Origin of the sequence: Aeromonas sp. 2HA2 (assembly GCF_029237345.1) — a bacterium.
GTDB lineage: Bacteria > Pseudomonadota > Gammaproteobacteria > Enterobacterales > Aeromonadaceae > Aeromonas > Aeromonas salmonicida.
The window spans coordinates 463,005-480,318 of record NZ_JAACGB010000002.1; the positions used below are offsets into that span (position 1 = coordinate 463,005).

Here is a 17,314-nt window from a genome sequence, read left to right on the forward strand (position 1 = left end):
AACGAGAGGGTATGACGATGGCTGAACCCCGTTTTATCCACCTGCGCGTCCACTCCGATTTCTCCATGGTCGATGGTCTGCAGAAGATCAATCCCATCGTCGGAGCCGCTGCGGCCAACAACATGCCGGCGCTGGCCCTGACCGACCAGATGAACATGTGCGGTCTGGTGCGTTTCTATGGCTCCGCCCACGGCAAGGGCATCAAGCCCCTCGTCGGGGCCGACTTCTGGGTGCAAAGCGATGAGCTGGGGGACGAGCAGTTCCGCCTCACCCTGCTGGCCATGGACAACGACGGCTACCAGAACATTACCCTGCTCATTTCCCGCGGTTATCAGCGCGGGCATGTGCAGGGACGTCCCGTCATCGACAAGGAGTGGCTCACCGATCACGCCAAGGGGGTCATAGTGCTCTCGGGCGGACGAGAGGGGGACGTGGGCAAGTTCCTGCTCAAGGGCAACCGGCAGATGACGGAGTCGTGTCTCGCCTTCTACCAGACCCACTTTCCCGACGCCTACTACCTGGAGCTGCTGCGTACCGGTCGACCCGATGAAGAGGTCTACCTGCACATGGCGGTGGCCATTGCCACCGAGTTCGAGCTGCCGGTGGTGGCCACCAACGAGGTGGTGTTCCTCAACGCCGAGGACTTCGACGCCCACGAGATCCGGGTTGCCATCCACGATGGCTATACCCTGATGGACAAGCGTCGCCCACGCCGTTACAGCCCGCAGCAGTACCTGCGCAGCCAGGAGGAGATGGCCGAGTTGTTTGCCGACATCCCCGAAGCGCTGGAAAACACGGTGGAGATCGCCAAGCGCTGCAACGTGACAGTGCGTCTGGGTGAATACTTCCTGCCCAATTTCCCGACCGGTGACATGACCACCGAAGACTTTCTGGTGGCCAAATCCAAAGAGGGCCTGGAAGAGCGTCTCGCCTTCCTGTTTCCGGATCCGGCCGTGCGCGCCGTCAAGCGCGGCGAGTATGACGAGCGCCTCGAGATCGAGCTGAAAGTCATCAACCAGATGGGCTTCCCGGGTTACTTCCTCATCGTGATGGAGTTTATCCAGTGGTCCAAGGACAACGGCATCCCCGTTGGCCCGGGCCGGGGCTCGGGGGCGGGTTCACTGGTGGCTTACGCGCTCAAGATCACCGACCTCGACCCGCTGGAATTTGACCTGCTGTTCGAACGCTTCCTCAACCCCGAGCGGGTCTCCATGCCCGACTTTGACGTCGACTTCTGCATGGACAGACGGGACGAGGTGATCGAGCACGTCTCCGACATGTATGGCCGGGATGCGGTGTCCCAGATCATCACCTTCGGCAGCATGGCGGCCAAGGCGGTGGTACGGGACGTGGGCCGGGTGCTGGGCCATGCCTATGGTTTCGTCGATCGCATCTCCAAACTGATCCCGCCTGATCCGGGCATGACCCTGGCCAAGGCATTCGAGGCCGAGCCCAAGCTGCCCGAGCTTTATGAGCAGGACGAGGAGGTCAAAGACCTCATCGACATGGCACGCCGTCTCGAAGGCGTGGTGCGCAACGCCGGCAAACACGCAGGTGGCGTGGTAATAGCGCCCACCAAGATCACCGACTTTGCGCCGCTCTACTGCGACGACTCCGGCAATCACCCTGTCACCCAGTTCGACAAGAACGATGTGGAATATGCCGGGCTGGTGAAGTTCGACTTCCTGGGGCTGCGTACCCTGACCATCATCGACTGGGCGCTTGGCATGATAAACCCGCGCCTTGCCAAAGAGGGCAAGCCGCCGGTCGACATCGCCGCCATCCCCATCCACGACAAGAAGTCGTTCGATCTGTTGCAGCGGTTCGAGACCACGGCGGTATTCCAGCTCGAATCCCGCGGCATGAAGGATCTCATCAAACGGCTGCAGCCTGACTGTTTCGAAGACATGATAGCCCTGGTGGCCCTGTTCCGTCCGGGTCCGCTCCAGTCGGGCATGGTGGACAACTTCATCGAGCGCAAGCACGGCAAGGAGGCGATCTCCTACCCGGACGAGAAGTGGCAACACGAGAGTCTCAAACCGATCCTTGAACCCACCTACGGCATCATCCTCTATCAGGAGCAGGTGATGCAGATAGCCCAGGTGCTGGCGGGCTATACGCTGGGTGGTGCGGACATGCTGCGCCGGGCCATGGGCAAGAAAAACCCGGCCGAGATGGCCAAGCAGCGATCCGGGTTTGAGGAAGGGGCGGTCAAGAACGGCATCGACGGCGAACTGGCGGTAAAGATCTTCGATCTGGTGGAGAAGTTTGCGGGCTACGGCTTCAACAAATCCCACTCCGCCGCCTATGCGCTGGTCTCCTACCAGACCCTCTGGCTCAAGACCCACTTCCCGGCCGAGTTCATGGCGGCGGTCATGACCGCCGATATGGACAACACCGACAAGATAGTGACTCTGGTGGACGAATGTCAGCGCATGGGGCTCACCGTGATACCGCCGGATGTGAATAGCGGTCGCTACCGGTTCAGCGTCAACGAAGATGGCCACATCGTCTACGGCATAGGGGCTGTGAAGGGGGTGGGGGAAGGCCCTATCGACGCCATTCTCAGCGCCCGGGATCAGGACGGGCCGTTTCGCGATCTGTTCGACTTCTGCAACCGGGTCGACATCAAGAAGATCAACAAGCGGGTGATGGAAAAACTCATCCTCTCCGGCGCCATGGACAGGCTCGGTCCTCACCGCGCCGCCCTGATGGCGACCCTGGAAGAGGCGATGCGCGCCGCCGAGCAGCACGCCAAGGCACAGGCCGTGGGTCAGGTCGACATGTTCGGGGTCTTGACCCAGGAGATTGACGACGTCAAGAAGGCGTTCGCCAACGTGCCGCACTGGCCTGACAAGGTGTGGCTGGAAGGGGAGCGGGAGACGCTCGGCCTTTACCTGACCGGCCACCCCATCAACCAGTACAGCGGCGAATTGCGTCGCTACACGTCCGGCCGTCTGTGCGATCTGCATCCCACCTCCCGGGATACGGTTACCACGGCGGCGGGGCTGGTGATCGCGGCCCGCAGCATGGTGACCAAGCGTGGCAACAAGATGGGGATCTTCACCCTGGACGACAGATCCGGCCGTCTGGATGTGACCCTGTTCAGTGAAGCGCTGGAAAAATATGAAGAATTGATGCAAAAAGACCGTATTTTGGTGGTTTCTGGACAGGTCAGCTTTGATGACTTCTCCGGTGGCCTTAAAATGTCGGCCCGTGAATTACTGGATATCAACGATGCGAGGGAGCGTTTTGCCAGGGCAATCCGCATCTCCCTCGATGAACAGCGGATTGATGATCGCTTTTTCCCGCGTTTGTGCGAGATTTTGGAACCCGCCCGTGCCGGAGTCTGTCCGGTTCAGGTAAACTATCGTCGCCCCGGCTCACGGGTGCGATTGACGCTCGGTACCGAGTGGCGGGTGACGCCCACCGATCAACTGATAGATGACTTGCGTGTCCTGCTGGGACGAGAGCGGGTTGAATTGGTTTTTGATTAGAGGATCTATAGGCCCTATGAGTCTTTTTCTGGATTTTGAACAGCCGATTGCCGAGCTGCAGGCGCAGATTGATGAACTCCGTCATGTGAGTGAGCACAACAGTGCTGTCGATCTCAATGAAGACATTCGCCGGCTGGAGAAGAAAAACGAAGAGCTGACCAAGAAGATCTTCGGCGATCTGGGTGCCTGGCAGGTATCCCAGATGGCGCGTCATCCTCAGCGTCCTTACACCCTCGATTATATCGAGCACATCTTCACCGACTTCGACGAGCTGGCTGGCGATCGCGCCTATGCCGATGACAAGGCCATCGTCGGCGGTATCGCCCGTCTCGACGGCGAGCCCGTGATGGTGATTGGCCAGCAGAAGGGGCGTGAGACCAAAGAGAAGATCAAGCGCAACTTTGGCATGCCGCGCCCGGAAGGGTACCGCAAGGCCCTGCGTCTGATGGAGATGGCCGAGCGCTTCAAGATGCCGATCATCACCTTCATCGACACCCCGGGTGCTTACCCTGGCGTGGGTGCCGAGGAGCGTGGTCAGTCTGAAGCCATCGCCCGCAACCTGAAAGTGATGGCTGGTCTGACCGTGCCCGTGGTCTGCACCGTGATCGGTGAAGGCGGCTCGGGTGGCGCCCTGGCCATTGGCGTGGGCGATCGCGTCAACATGCTGCAGTACTCCACCTACTCCGTCATCTCGCCGGAAGGCTGCGCCTCCATACTGTGGAAGAGCGCCGATAAGGCGCCCGTGGCCGCCGATGCCATGGGTATCACGGCCCAGCGCCTGAAAGAGCTCAAGCTCATCGACACCATAGTCGAAGAGCCGCTCGGTGGTGCCCACCGCGATGTGCCCCTGATGGCCCAGCGCCTGAAGGAGCGCCTCAAGCAGGACCTGGATGCCCTGCGTCCGCTCGAGACCGATCAGCTGCTGGAGCAGCGCTACCAGCGCCTGATGGGCTACGGCTACTGCTAAGCCCTGCATGCTTCTCTAAATGGCGTCAAAAGGCCCCTGCATATGCGGGGGCCTTCTTTTTTGGGCGCGGGGAAAGTGCTGTTCATATGGATATCAGTCGGCACCCCGTTTGCCGAAAACCCCTGTGTTGGATCAATTCAGCTGTGGTTAATGGCCAATAAAAGTGGGATCCCGCTCCCGTTTTGCTTAAAGTGGCCCCCTTCCGATCGACCCGATTGGAATGCCCGCAAGGATGCTCTTCAGACGTACGCAGGATGGCCTGGCCAGACTGACTCACAGCGATGTTTACTGCTCCGGTTCCCTTTTTCTGCCACCTCGCGCTGGCAGCGCCTTGTTCCGTTCAGTCAGTCCAGGTTTGCGTCACTCTCATTGTGCATTGTCTCCATCTGCAGCGAGTGAATCATGAGCGAATCGGTTTTTGAGATCCACGACTGGACCCTGAGGGTTGACGATAACATGCTGTGTCGCCCCGACCGCGAGGTCTACCTTGAACCCAGACTGGTCAATCTGTTGCGGTTTCTGGCCTGCCATACGGGCACAGTGTTTGGCCGCGATGCCCTGATCAAGGAGGTGTGGGACGGCGCCGAGGTGACCGATCAGGTGGTCACCCAGTCCATCTTCGAGTTGCGCAAGATCCTCAAAGATGGTCGCTTTGATGCGGCCGACTATATCGTTACCGTGCCCAAGCGCGGCTACAAGCTGGTGGCATCGGTGCGGCCGCTGCAGGTGGTTTCGTTGCTGATGGCTGACGAGCAGCCCGTGCCAGCGGTCAATACCACTCTCTCCGATCTGAGCCCGCCCGCCACGGCCGACGATGACGATGCCCTGCCCAATGCAGCCCCTTTTCCCGCCGGGCCTCTGACCCGCGCCATCTCGACTCACGCCAAGGATGCCCGCAGCCGCTGGAAGATGGTGAGCTTCGATATCTTCGTGGCCGTCATCCTGGTTGCCATCGTCAGCATGCTCAGCTATCAGCACGCCAGCCCCCAGGTTCACACCATGCTGGATCCCAATTTGCTGGTGTTTCGCTTTCACTCCGGCATGGATGACAACAACGAGAACGTGCGTCTGGCCGATGGCATCACTCGTGCCCTGATGGGGGAGGTGGCTGCGGTTACCCCTCTGCGTGTTCAGTACGGCGCCACCAATCTGATGGGGGGCATCCTGCCCGGCAAGGAGCTGAGCGTGCGGGTCTCCCGCCAGCCGCGGGGCACCTATCTGGATCTGGAGTATCGCAACATCAATACCAATCGGGTGCTGTTCAGCCACCAGTACCAGCTCAGCCGTCACAAGGTACACGCTGTGCTGCAGGCGAGCAGTCAGGATCTGCTGCGGGCCCTCGATCAGCCGGACGTCTTGCCCGGCATGGGATGGCCCACCGATGATGCCTCCCTGATGGCCATGATGGAGGCGCAGTATTACATCAACAGCCAGGATCCCGTGGCCCTCAAGCGTGGCATAGCGCTGCTCGACAACTCTCTTTTCGTCCAGCCGGATCAGCCGTTGTTGCTGGCAGAGCGCTATCTGGCGGGGGAGGCGCTGGCAACCCTGGCGGGCAAGTCCGAGAGTGAGCATCTGATGGGGATAGGTACTCATCTCGCCAGCGTGGTGCAAAGCGATGGCGTCGTGCCTACTCGGGTGTGGGAGGCCTTGACCCTGCAAGCCATCCTCAACAACCAGCCTCAGCAGGCGAGTCAGCTGCTGGCGCAGGCCGCCAGCCGTGGCCGCTCCGTACTCTACTACATACTGCAGGGCAAGCTGGCGGAGCTGGATGGCCGCCCCGAGGCGGCGGGAGATGCCTACAGTCAGGCCTTCCTGATGGAGGCGACCGAGCAGACCTATCTGCTCTGCCAGCAGCTCGGTTTCTACAGCAATATGGAGACCCTCACCCCAGCACTGTTCAATGCGCTGGGCCAGAGCAAGGTGAAGCTCTTCTAGCGCCGAAGCGCTTGTTTTCCCTCGGTCGGCACTGTTGCCGGCCGTATCCACAGGCTGCCTTCGGGCGGCCTGTGTCGTTTCTGTCTGCGTCAATCCGTCTGTCTGCCCAAGGGAATAGCCAGTCTGGCTCAGCCGGATTTATCTCCCGCTGCTCATTGTCGCCCGCGTTTGACTTGCTCGCCGCATTTGCGCTTGTCCGGCTTTGCGTCATGAGCACTGCTCGCTGCCGCTATTCCACTGTGAGTGCGGGTATGGCCTGCCGGTCACCGGGAACCGGGTATTGCCGCTGAGGTTTGCCTCTGAGCCGGGGTGGTGATGAGAGATGTGGAGGGTCGAACAGGGGGGAGCGGCCACTTGGAGTGATGGTCCGATGGACTTTCGGATGGCCGCAAGGGGAGGGGGCGCTATGCGAGCCCCGTTATCCCGGGTTTATCCCCGGAAAAATATCAAGACGGCGAGATAAGGGCGTTATCAAGGAGCAAAAGCGGGGTGGCCGGATATCAAGGTTTTATCAATATGGCGGTGTGGCTTGATTTCAATTTGCTGTTTTTAAATGGTTTTTTGAAAATGTGCCGAGGCGGCGAAAAAAGTTGGCTCATATTTTTATCCGTTAGCGGGTCCTTATGTTTTCCGGGGAGGAGAGGCCTAGTCTGTGCCCATTCGTTGGCGGGGCGTTCCGCCAAATGTGTATGTGACGACCCGACCTTTTATAGAACCGGAGATCTTATGTCCCTAGATACGAGCAAGAAGATTGGCCTTATCGCCTGTACTGGTGTGGTGGCCGGCAACATGATGGGGAGCGGCATAGCGCTGCTGCCTTCGGCACTGGCTACCATAGGTTCCATTTCCATTTTCAGCTGGGCCATCTGTCTGGTGGGTGCCATGGGCCTCGCCTTCGTCTTCGCCCGCCTTGCGACCAAGAACCCGCAAGAGGGTGGCCCCATTGCTTATGCTGGCGAGATCTCTCCGGTGTTCGGTTTCCAGACCGGTGTGCTCTATTACCATGCCAACTGGATCGGTAACCTGGCCATCGCCATTACCGGCGTCTCTTACCTGTCGGTCTTCTTCCCCATCCTCAACAACCCTATCCCGGCGGCCATCGCCACCATAGCGGCAGTCTGGATCTTCACTTTCGTCAACCTGCTCGGCGGCAGCTGGGTGAGCCGACTCTGTACCCTGGGTCTGGTGCTGATCCTGTTGCCTGTGGTGGGTACTGCCGTGATGGGGTGGGGGCATTTTGATACCAGCGTCTACAGCCAGAACTGGAACACCACCAGCGGCAGCGACCTGCATGCGGTCATCAGTGCCGTGCTCATCTGCCTCTGGTCTTTCGTCGGCGTGGAATCCGCCGCCGTCTCTTCCGGCATGGTGAAGAACCCCAAGCGCACCGTCCCCCTCGCCACCATGCTGGGCACGGGTATTGCGGGTGTTATCTACATCCTCTCTACCCAGGTGATCAGCGGTATGTTCCCGGCCGGTGAAGTGGCAGCCTCCGGCGCCCCGTTTGCCATGGCCTCCTCCGCCATCTTTGGCAACTGGTCTGCTCCCTTCGTGTCTGCCTTTACCGCTTTGGCCTGTTTCACCTCGCTGGGTTCCTGGATGATGCTGGTGGGCGAGGCGGGCAAGCGTGCCGCCAACGACGGCAACTTCCCGAAAATCTACGGTGAGCTGGACAAGAACGGTGTTGCCAAGAAGGGCCTGATCCTCGGCTCCCTCAAGATGACTGCGCTGATGATTGGCCTGACCGCCTTCACATCCCGGTCCGCTCACGCCGCCGATCTGTTCAACGTGCTGACCACGGATGCTGTGCTGCTGACCATGCTGCCCTACTTCTACTCCAGCATTAACCTCATTCGCTTCGAGGGCATGACCTCCCGCAGCATAGGCACCATGATTTTCTCCGGCGTCGCCTGTGTCTTCTGTCTGGTGGCCCTGATGGGCGCCAAGGGGTCAAACCTCACTGCCACCTTCGTGGTGTCGCTCATCATTCTGATGTTCTACGCCAAAAAACAGGGGCTGCGTCAACACGACGCCCTGCTCAAAGAGCAAGCCAGCCACTAATTCCCTTTTCTTCTTCCGAGCGCTCTTCACTCACCATCCCTGATGGAGAGCGCCCCTTCATGTGTGGAGCATCAAGATGAATATCATTGCCATCCTCAACCACCTGGGCGTTTTCTTCAAAGAAGAACCCATTCGCCAGCTGCAAGCTTCCCTGGAGCGCAAAGGCTTTCAGGTTGTGTATCCGGTCGATGTGGCCGACTTGCTGAAGCTTATCGAGAAGAACCCCCGTGTCTGCGGCGCCATCTTCGACTGGGACAAATATTCACTGGGTCTGTGCAAGGAGATCCACGATCGCAACGAGAAGCTGCCGATCTTCGCCTTCGCCAACGATCAGTCCACCCTGGATATTCACCTGACCGATCTGCGTCTGAACGTCCACTTTTTCGAGTACCGTCTCGGCATGGCCGATGACATCGCCCTCAAGATGGGTCAGGCCACTCAGGCGTATCAGGACGCCATATTGCCGCCCTTCACCAAGGCGCTGTTCAAGTATGTGGAAGAGGGCAAGTACACCTTCTGTACCCCGGGGCATATGGGCGGTACTGCCTTCCAGATGAGCCCGGCCGGCAGCATTTTCTATGACTTCTACGGCCCCAACGCCTTCAAGGCGGATGTCTCCATCTCCATGCCGGAGCTGGGTTCCCTGCTGGATCACTCAGGCCCGCACAAGGAGGCCGAGGAGTACATCGCCCGTACCTTCAATGCCGACCGCTCCTACATAGTCACCAACGGCACATCCACCGCCAACAAGATTGTCGGCATGTTCTCCGCCCCGGCGGGCAGCACTGTGCTGGTGGATCGCAACTGTCACAAGTCCCTCACTCACCTGATGATGATGAGTGACGTGACCCCTATCTATTTTCGTCCGACCCGCAATGCCTATGGCATTCTGGGGGGGATTCCGCAGAGCGAATTCAGCCGCGAGACCATAACGGCCAAGGTTGCTGCCACCCCGGGTGCCCAGGCACCCCGTTACGCAGTGATCACCAACTCCACCTACGACGGCCTGCTCTACAACACCGGCTTCATCAAGGAGAGTCTGGATACCCCTTACATCCACTTCGACAGTGCCTGGGTGCCTTACACCAACTTCAGCCCCATCTATGAGGGCAAATGCGGCATGAGTGGCGACGCCATGCCGGGCAAGGTGTTCTACGAAACCCAGTCCACCCACAAGCTGCTGGCGGCCTTCTCCCAGGCCTCGATGATCCACATCAAGGGTGACGTAGAGGAAGAGACCTTCAACGAAGCCTTCATGATGCACACCTCCACATCGCCGCAATACGGCATAGTGGCGTCCACCGAGATCTCCGCCGCCATGATGCGAGGCAACAGCGGCAAGCGTCTGATCAAGGACTCCATCGATCGCGCCGTCTCCTTCCGCAAGGAGATCAAGCGGCTGCGTGATCAGAGCGAAGGCTGGTTCTTCGATGTATGGCAGCCGGACAACATAGACACAGTCGAGTGCTGGAAGCTGGATCCTAAAGATGACTGGCACGGTTTCAACGGCATCGACGATGACCACATGTACCTGGATCCCATCAAGGTCACGCTGCTGACCCCGGGGATGAACCGTCAGGGCGAGCTGCTTGAGCGTGGCCTGCCTGCCTCTCTGGTCTCCAAGTTCCTTGACGAGCGCGGCATAGTGGTGGAGAAGACAGGTCCCTATAACCTGCTGTTCCTCTTCTCCATCGGGATCGATCAGTCCAATGCGATGCAGCTGCTGCGCGCCCTGACCGAGTTCAAGCGTGGCTATGACCTGAACCTGACCATCAAGAGCATATTGCCGAGTCTCTATCGTGAAGACCCGAGCTTCTACGAAGGCATGAGGATCCAGGAGCTGGCCCAGAGCATCCACGATCTGACCTGCAAGTACCGTCTGCCGGAGCTGATGTTCAAGGCGTTCGACGTGCTGCCGGAGATGAAGATGACCCCGCACCTCGCCTGGCAACAGGAGCTGGCGGGCAATCTGGAAGAGGTGCCGCTGCGTGACATGGTGAATCGCATCAGCGCCAACATGATACTGCCGTACCCGCCGGGAGTGCCGCTGGTTCTGCCGGGCGAGATGGTAACGGCTGATTCCCTGCCGGTGCTCGAGTTCCTCGAGATGCTGTGCGAGATCGGCGCCCACTACCCGGGCTTCGAGACCGACATCCACGGCCTCTATCGTCAGGCCGATGGCAGCTACACCGTCAAGGTGCTGCGCTAATCAAAGTGACAACAACGGGCCGCAAGGCCCGTTTTTCCCTGCGTTTTTTATCCATTTTGTGAGTCGTCATGAAGCGCATTCTCTCCATTCAATCCCACGTCGTCTTTGGCTGTGCCGGCAACAGTGCCGCCGTATTTCCCATGCGCCGCATGGGCATGGAAGTGTGGCCCGTCAACACAGTGCAGTTTTCCAACCACACCCAATACCGTCAGGGGTGGCAGGGGATGGTGATGCCGGATGGCCATATCCGCCAGCTGATAACCGGTCTGGCCGACATAGGCGTGCTGGGGCAGTGCGATGCGCTGCTAAGCGGTTACCTCGGCTCGGCCGAGCAGGGGGAAGAGATACTGGCGGCGGTGGCCAGACTCAAGGCGCTCAATCCGAACGCCCTCTATTTCTGTGATCCCGTCATGGGTCACCCCGACAAGGGATGCATAGTGGCACCCGGTGTCGCCGATTTTCTCAAAAACCGGGCGCTGGCCTGTGCCGATATGCTGGCCCCCAATCTGCTGGAGCTGGAACAGCTGACCGATCGGGAGATCCGCAATGTGCCCCAGGCACTGGCAGCATGCCAGCAACTGCGGGATCAGGGGGTCAAGCTGGTGATGGTCAAGTATCTCGGGCAGGCGGGTTTTGCCATGGACAGGTTCGAAATGCTGCTGGTATGCGAAGAGGGGGCGTTTCATATCTCACGCCCCCTCTATCCCTTTGCTCGCGATCCCATTGGGGTAGGTGATCTGCTGAGCGCCACCATGCTGGCCAATCTGCTGGCAGGTTTCACGTCTGTGGCGGCGTTCGAGCGTACCAATGCCAGCGTCGATGCAGTCGTGGCCCAGACCTGGCTCGCCGGAGCCTATGAGCTGCAACTGGTGGCAGCCCAGCAGGCGATGGTGCTGCCACAGGTGCGTGAGCAGGCTACCCGGCTTTAGCCGACGCATTCGTGCTACTTGTGTCTAGCTAGGGCGATGTGCCAGTCGCAGAGCCTGACGAGCGGTTAGCCCTGTGGCCTGGTGCAGGCCCTGAGGAGCGCACGCCAGCTTGAGGCGACGCCACTCTCGCCACAGCAGCCAGCACAGCGGCAGGGTCAACAGCAGCACAGTCGTGGGCTGGGCGAGCAGTACACCTTCGCGTCCCCACTGCATCGGCAGCAAGAAGATCAGTGGCAGCAGCAGTAGTGTCTTGGCCGCCGAGATGATCAGTGCCTGCTTGGTGCGAGCCATGGATTGCAGCAGCACTATGCCAAAGATGATGATCCCTTCCAGCGGAATGGCGCTGAGGTTGAGAGTCAGGCTGCTGACGGCAGCGGCAAGCAGTTCGGCATCCTGACCGCCGGTGTAGAGCATGGCCACCTGGCGCGGCAACAGCTGGATCAGCAACCAGACTGCCATGCCATAGACCAGCGTGATCTTGAGCCCCATCTCCATCAGGAATTTCAGATCACGGTAGCGCTTGGCCCCCGCTGCCTGACTGACGAGAGGCTGGATGCCAAATGCCAGTCCCTGCAGGATGACGATGAATATTGCCTCCGTGTAGCCTGCTACCGTGTAACCGGCCAGATCCTTGATGGCGCCATACGCCATCAGCTGGCTGTTGTGCAGCAGTAGCAGCAGTCCCAGGTTGAACTGGGCGATCAGGCTCGGCAGGCCGGTAAAGAGCAGGTTGGGCATGGCCGGAAAATTGGGCACCATATGGCGCCATGACAAATTCAGTTTGGCATGGGAAGTAAAGAAGTAACCCAGGCCCAGCAGGCTGACGACCCCCTCGGACATGAGTGTCGCTTGGGCAGAGCCCACCAGTCCCAACCCCAGTCGACCGACCATGATGTAGTTGAGAATGATGTTCAGCACTGCGCCCCCGCTGACCAGGATCATGGCCAGCCTGGGTTTGCCGTCGTTGCGCAGCAGATAGGGCACCGCCAGGTTGCTGGCCAGCAGCAGGGTACCGCCACCAATCCAGTAGAGGTAGTCACTGGCCTGTTTCCAGGTCTCTGTGCCTTGCTCGATTCCCAATGCCAGCAGGATATCGATGTGCCAGTGGTGCAGCAGCAGGGGGGCCAGAGTGCCTAGCAAGGCCAGCAGCCAGAGCGCATTGACCAGCGCCTGGCGGGCCAGCTTGAGGTTCTTGGCCCCTTGCTGGAAGGAGATGGCGGTGGCCGCGCCCATGCTGATCATGGCGGCGAGACCGATCAACACCATGATGACCGGGTAGACCAGGTTGATGCCGGCGAGGCCGGCGGCGCCCACGTAGTGACCGACGAAGATGCCATCGACCAGGTAGTAGGCACCGGAAACCAGCATGGCCATGATGGAGGGGAGGGCATAGCCCCAGAAACGGCGGGTCATCGCCCGCTGGCGCAATGTGAAGTAGGCAGACATATCTGTTCTCTTGGGGAGTTCGATTATCGAGCCGACAGTCTAAATTAATACATTTTTGTTGATAATCCGCCTTAAGATTGATGAATTGATGAGTAAAATTCAGTAATTACCGGGTTTGGTAGTGTGCCTTGAGCATGTCGATCAGGGCGCGCAGACCTTTACCCAGTTGATGACGGCTTGGATAGAAGAGTGAAAATCCCACGAAGGTTGGGCACCAGGGCTCCAGCACTCGCAACAGTTTCCCTTCTGCCAGCTGCTTGCTGACCTCCTCTTCCGGACAGTAAGCCAATCCCAGCCCTGCCTCGGCAGCGCCAAGATAGAGGGCTGGCGTACTGGTGGTGAGCGGCCCTGTCACCTCGATTTCCAGCATGCTCCCCTTTCCCTCGGTAAACGCCCAGCGATAATGGTGGGAGGGTGTCAACCGATAACCTATGCAGGCGTGACGCGACAGCTCGCGGGGATGTTGCGGTGTGCCGTGTTTGCTCAGATAGGCCGGTGAGCCCACCACCAGATAACGCTGGTGTGGTCCCAGTGGCACACCGATCATTTCCTTGGGCAGCAGATCGCCGTAGAAGATGGCGGCGTCATAGCCATCTTCGATAAGCCGTGGCATCAGCTCCTGCTCCACCACCTCTACCTGCATGCGCGGGTAGCGCACCATGTAATCGATAAGCACAGGGGCCAGCAAGTCGTTGATGGCCTCCCTTGGTGCGCTTATTTTCAGTCGCCCCACAGGCTCATTGCTGTGATGGGCCAGCTCGTCGAGGGCCTCTTCCAGGGTATTGAGGGTCGGCAGCAACTGCTCGAGCAGACGTTGACCCGCATCGGTCGGCACCACGGCGCGTGTGCTGCGATTGAGCAGTCTGACACCGAGCCGGGTCTCCAGCCCTTTCAGGCTGTGGCTCAGGGCGGAGGCCGAGACGCCGAGTTCGAGGGCGGCCTTGCTGAAACTCTGATGGCGGGCCACGGCGGCAAAAACCGCCAGTTCGGCGAGATCGGTACGGGTGATGACCATGACAACTCAGGGGAAAAAAGGGTGAACAACAGGGTACGTCAGGGCAAGGCGAGGCACAACCTGACCAATAAACGACCGAGTGTAAGCGGTTTGTTATACCTATAAGGATATAGATACTGGTGAAACTACCTGTACTTGTTAACGGTTGTTCACAAGGTTGAGCTGATAACGTGATCCATGACGCCAGAAAGGCGATTCTAGTCAAACTTTGGTTGATTAATTCAAAAAAACACTGTGATCGTTAAGGGGATTTAATTAGAGTCAGCCCATCAGAACAAAGGCGCGTTAACGACTTGTAACAGCTGACGCGCTGACAGCCCCAGGCTGATGACCCACTGACCTGTTTGTTGCAATTTGGTTGTTGCATGGAGTAATGACCACCTTGCCGGGTTTGGGGGGAAGAAAAAAACAGGGATGGACGGCAGGAGTTCCAGGGAAATGGGACAGGGCATTGCGCCCGGTTGACTCGATTTTTCTATTTTCCTTGATGACAGGAACACCACTATGTCTGACATGAATATTGCAGTAGAAGGCAGCGTAGCCAGTAATGCGTCTTCCCGTGGCAACACCAAGGCCGATCTGGTCTGGATGCTGGGTTTGTACGGTACCGCCATCGGTGCCGGTGTACTCTTCCTGCCGATCAACGCCGGTGTAGGTGGTTTGTGGCCGCTGGTGGCCATGGCGCTTCTGGCGTTGCCGCTGACCTTCTTTGCACACCGTGGTCTGACTCGCTTCGTACTGTCCGGCTCCACCCGTGATGGCGACATCACCGAAGTGGTGGAAGAGCACTTTGGCAAGACCGCAGGCAAGTTCATCACCCTGCTCTACTTCTTTGCCATCTATCCCATAGTACTGATGTACTCGGTCGCCATCACCAACACGGTTGAAAGCCTGCTGGTTCACCAACTGGGTATGACAGCACCACCCCGTGCCGTCCTGTCGCTGGCACTGATCCTGGGTCTGATGGCGGTGGTACGCCTCGGTGGCCAGTTCATCGTCAAGGCGATGAGCGTGCTGGTATTCCCGTTCGTGCTGACCCTGATGGGCCTGGCCTTCTATCTGGTTCCACACTGGAACGGCGCCATCATCACAGAAGCACCGGCCCTGTCCGATGCCTTCAACGGCGACTTCATCAAGACCCTGTGGCTGGCCATTCCGGTGATGGTGTTCTCCTTCAACCACTCCCCGATCATCTCCTCCTTCGCAGTGGACAACAAGGGTCGTTACGGCGCCGGTGCCGAGAAGAAGTGTGGCAACATACTGCTGGGTGCCCACGTCATGATGGTCATGACCGTCATGTTCTTCGTGTTCAGCTGCGTACTGAGCCTCTCCCCGGCTGATCTGGCTGCCGCCAAGGAACAGAACATCACCATTCTGTCCTACCTGGCCAACCATTTCGATAATGCCTTCATTGCCACAGCGGCTCCGCTGATTGCCATGGTTGCCATCAGCAAGTCTTTCCTCGGCCACTATCTGGGAGCCAAAGAGGGCATGAACGGTCTGATGGCCAAGGCGCTGCGCGAGAAAGGCAAGCAGGTCGACATCAAGCAACTGGACAAGGTGACTGCGGTCTTCATGATCCTGACCACCTGGGCTGTGGCTACCGTCAACCCCAGCATCCTCGGCATGATCGAAGACTTGGGCGGCCCCATCATCGCCATGCTGCTGTTCCTGATGCCGATGTACGCCATCACCAAGGTACCTGCCATGCGCAAATACGCTGGCAACATCAGCAACGGCTTCGTGACCCTGATTGGCTTGATCGCCATGTCCGGTATCATCTACAAGCTGATTGCCTGATAATTCCGGTTACACTGTTGAATGAAGAAGCCGCCTCGCAAGAGGCGGCTTTTTTATTTGAGCAAGGTATAGTCCTTAACAAGCAAGGGGTTGCGGCCTAACATGGCTCGATGTGTGTTTATTAATCGGGACAAAGGAATATGTCTGCTTTGAAAAAGGATCTCGGGCTCTGGCAGGGGATGGGGCTGCTCGCCACCTCACTGCTGGGTACCGGTATCTTCGTGGTGCCGGCGACCGCGGCGTCGCTGGCGGGTGGGGCCTCGCTCTGGGCCTGGGTGCTGCTGATAGTGCTGGTGCTGCCCATCGCCTTTACCTTCGCCCGGCTTGGCCGTCGTTATCCTCACGCAGGTGGGGCGCCGCATCTCATCGGGCTTGCCTTTGGCATTGGCGCCGAGCGCTTCTCCGCCTTCCTGTTTCTGGCTGTGCTGCCGGTGGGATTGCCTGCCGCACTCACCATTGCCGCCGGCTTCTGGCATGCCCTGTTTGATCTGGGGGAGTGGACCCTGTGGGGCATACAGCTGCTGACACTGCTCGGGGTGTTTCTGCTGGGTTTGCGCGGGGCACGATCCTCCGGCAACCTGCAACTGCTGATCGCTCTGGCCATATTGGGGCTGACCCTGCTTATCTGGTTCAAGGGGGATCTCAGCTGGCGCGACGGGGCCCAGCCGTTGCCGACAGCAAGCGAATGGCCCGCCATGGGCACGGCGCTGGCGGTGATGTTCTGGTGCTTCGTGGGGCTGGAAGCCTTCGCCCACATGGGGGAGGAGTTCAAGCGACCTGAGCGGGACTACCCGCTGGCACTGCTTGGCGGCGTGCTGCTGGCGGGGCTTATCTACTGGGTTCACTCGCTGGTGGTGCTCAAATATGGGCTCTATGGCGACGAGGCAAAAAATGCCACCGCCATTCCGGCCCTGCTCTCGCTGCTGTTCGGCCCTACCGCCAAGTGGCTGGTGGCTATCCTGGGTTATCTCTCTTGTTTTGCCAGCATCAACATCTATCTACAGGGGTTTGCGCGCCTTATCTGGAGCATGGCGCGGGAGGGCAAGCTGCCCACCTCGCTGGCTCGTCTCTCGGCCCGGGGTGCGCCGCTCAATGCCCTGTGCTGGGTGCTCGCCATCTGCCTTGTCTCCATCACCTTGATCCTCTGGCTGCGGCTGCCGCTGGATGAGCTTATCCGCTACGCCAACGGCAACTTCGTGCTGGTCTACCTGCTCTGCATGGCGGCAGGCTGGCGTCTGCTCGGCGGCATGGGCAAGGGGCTGGCGGGATTGAGTGTCTTGCTCTGCCTTGCCGTGCTGGTGGCGCTCGCCTCCCAGGTGTTTTATGCCGTATTGCTGAGTGCAGGTTACGGTCTCTTCTCCCTGTGGCGCCGCTATCTGCGCCGCACCCGGGCCACGGAGAATATCTGCGCCATCAAGTAACCAGCCCGACAAAGGGCCCCGCAGTGCGGGG

The 17,314-nt window shown here is 59.3% G+C and carries 10 protein-coding genes; 8 read left to right on the forward strand and 2 right to left on the reverse strand.

All coding sequences use genetic code 11. The features are described 5' to 3' along the window. Positions 1–17: 17 nt before the first annotated feature. From dnaE to pdxY, 6 genes are all read left to right on the forward strand, one after another. Positions 18–3,497, forward strand: a complete 3,480-nt coding sequence (gene dnaE / locus GWQ29_RS05590) for a DNA polymerase III subunit alpha (RefSeq protein WP_275919014.1) — start codon at positions 18–20, stop codon at positions 3,495–3,497. Between the two features lie 16 nt (positions 3,498–3,513). Next, the gene (accA, locus tag GWQ29_RS05595) at positions 3,514–4,464 is read left to right on the forward strand and encodes an acetyl-CoA carboxylase carboxyl transferase subunit alpha (protein WP_159165782.1); all 951 of its coding nucleotides are present in this window, start codon (positions 3,514–3,516) and stop codon (positions 4,462–4,464) included. Between the two features lie 402 nt (positions 4,465–4,866). Next, the gene (cadC, locus tag GWQ29_RS05600) at positions 4,867–6,402 is read left to right on the forward strand and encodes a lysine decarboxylation/transport transcriptional activator CadC (RefSeq protein WP_275918935.1); all 1,536 of its coding nucleotides are present in this window, start codon (positions 4,867–4,869) and stop codon (positions 6,400–6,402) included. A 726-nt stretch (positions 6,403–7,128) separates the two neighbouring features. Then, positions 7,129–8,463 carry a cadaverine/lysine antiporter gene (cadB, locus tag GWQ29_RS05605; RefSeq protein WP_005312099.1) on the forward strand — a complete coding sequence of 445 codons (1,335 nt, stop codon included), beginning with the start codon at positions 7,129–7,131 and terminating at the stop codon, positions 8,461–8,463. Between the two features lie 76 nt (positions 8,464–8,539). Further along, the gene (locus tag GWQ29_RS05610) at positions 8,540–10,672 is read left to right on the forward strand and encodes a lysine decarboxylase CadA (protein ID WP_275918936.1); all 2,133 of its coding nucleotides are present in this window, start codon (positions 8,540–8,542) and stop codon (positions 10,670–10,672) included. A gap of 68 nt (positions 10,673–10,740) precedes the next feature. Next, on the forward strand, positions 10,741–11,601 hold the full coding sequence (gene pdxY / locus GWQ29_RS05615; RefSeq protein ID WP_275918937.1) for a pyridoxal kinase PdxY: 861 nt from the start codon (positions 10,741–10,743) through the stop codon (positions 11,599–11,601). 24 nt (positions 11,602–11,625) lie between these two features. Here the strand turns inward: pdxY and GWQ29_RS05620 are convergent, their stop codons facing one another. Next, the gene (locus GWQ29_RS05620) at positions 11,626–13,047 is read right to left on the reverse strand and encodes an MATE family efflux transporter (RefSeq protein WP_275918938.1); all 1,422 of its coding nucleotides are present in this window, start codon (positions 13,045–13,047) and stop codon (positions 11,626–11,628) included. A gap of 106 nt (positions 13,048–13,153) precedes the next feature. After that, the gene (locus GWQ29_RS05625; protein WP_021139723.1) at positions 13,154–14,062 is read right to left on the reverse strand and encodes a LysR family transcriptional regulator; all 909 of its coding nucleotides are present in this window, start codon (positions 14,060–14,062) and stop codon (positions 13,154–13,156) included. A 504-nt stretch (positions 14,063–14,566) separates the two neighbouring features. On the opposite strand from GWQ29_RS05625, the gene GWQ29_RS05630 reads away from it, so the two are divergent. Together GWQ29_RS05630 and yjeH are read left to right on the forward strand one after the other, a co-directional pair. After that, positions 14,567–15,862, forward strand: coding sequence for an HAAAP family serine/threonine permease (locus GWQ29_RS05630; protein WP_034523881.1), 1,296 nt, complete (start codon positions 14,567–14,569; stop codon positions 15,860–15,862). A 140-nt stretch (positions 15,863–16,002) separates the two neighbouring features. Then, a complete protein-coding gene (gene yjeH, locus GWQ29_RS05635; protein WP_275918939.1) occupies positions 16,003–17,283 on the forward strand; it encodes an L-methionine/branched-chain amino acid transporter in 1,281 nt (426 codons plus the stop codon). The last annotated feature ends 31 nt before the right edge of the window (positions 17,284–17,314 follow it).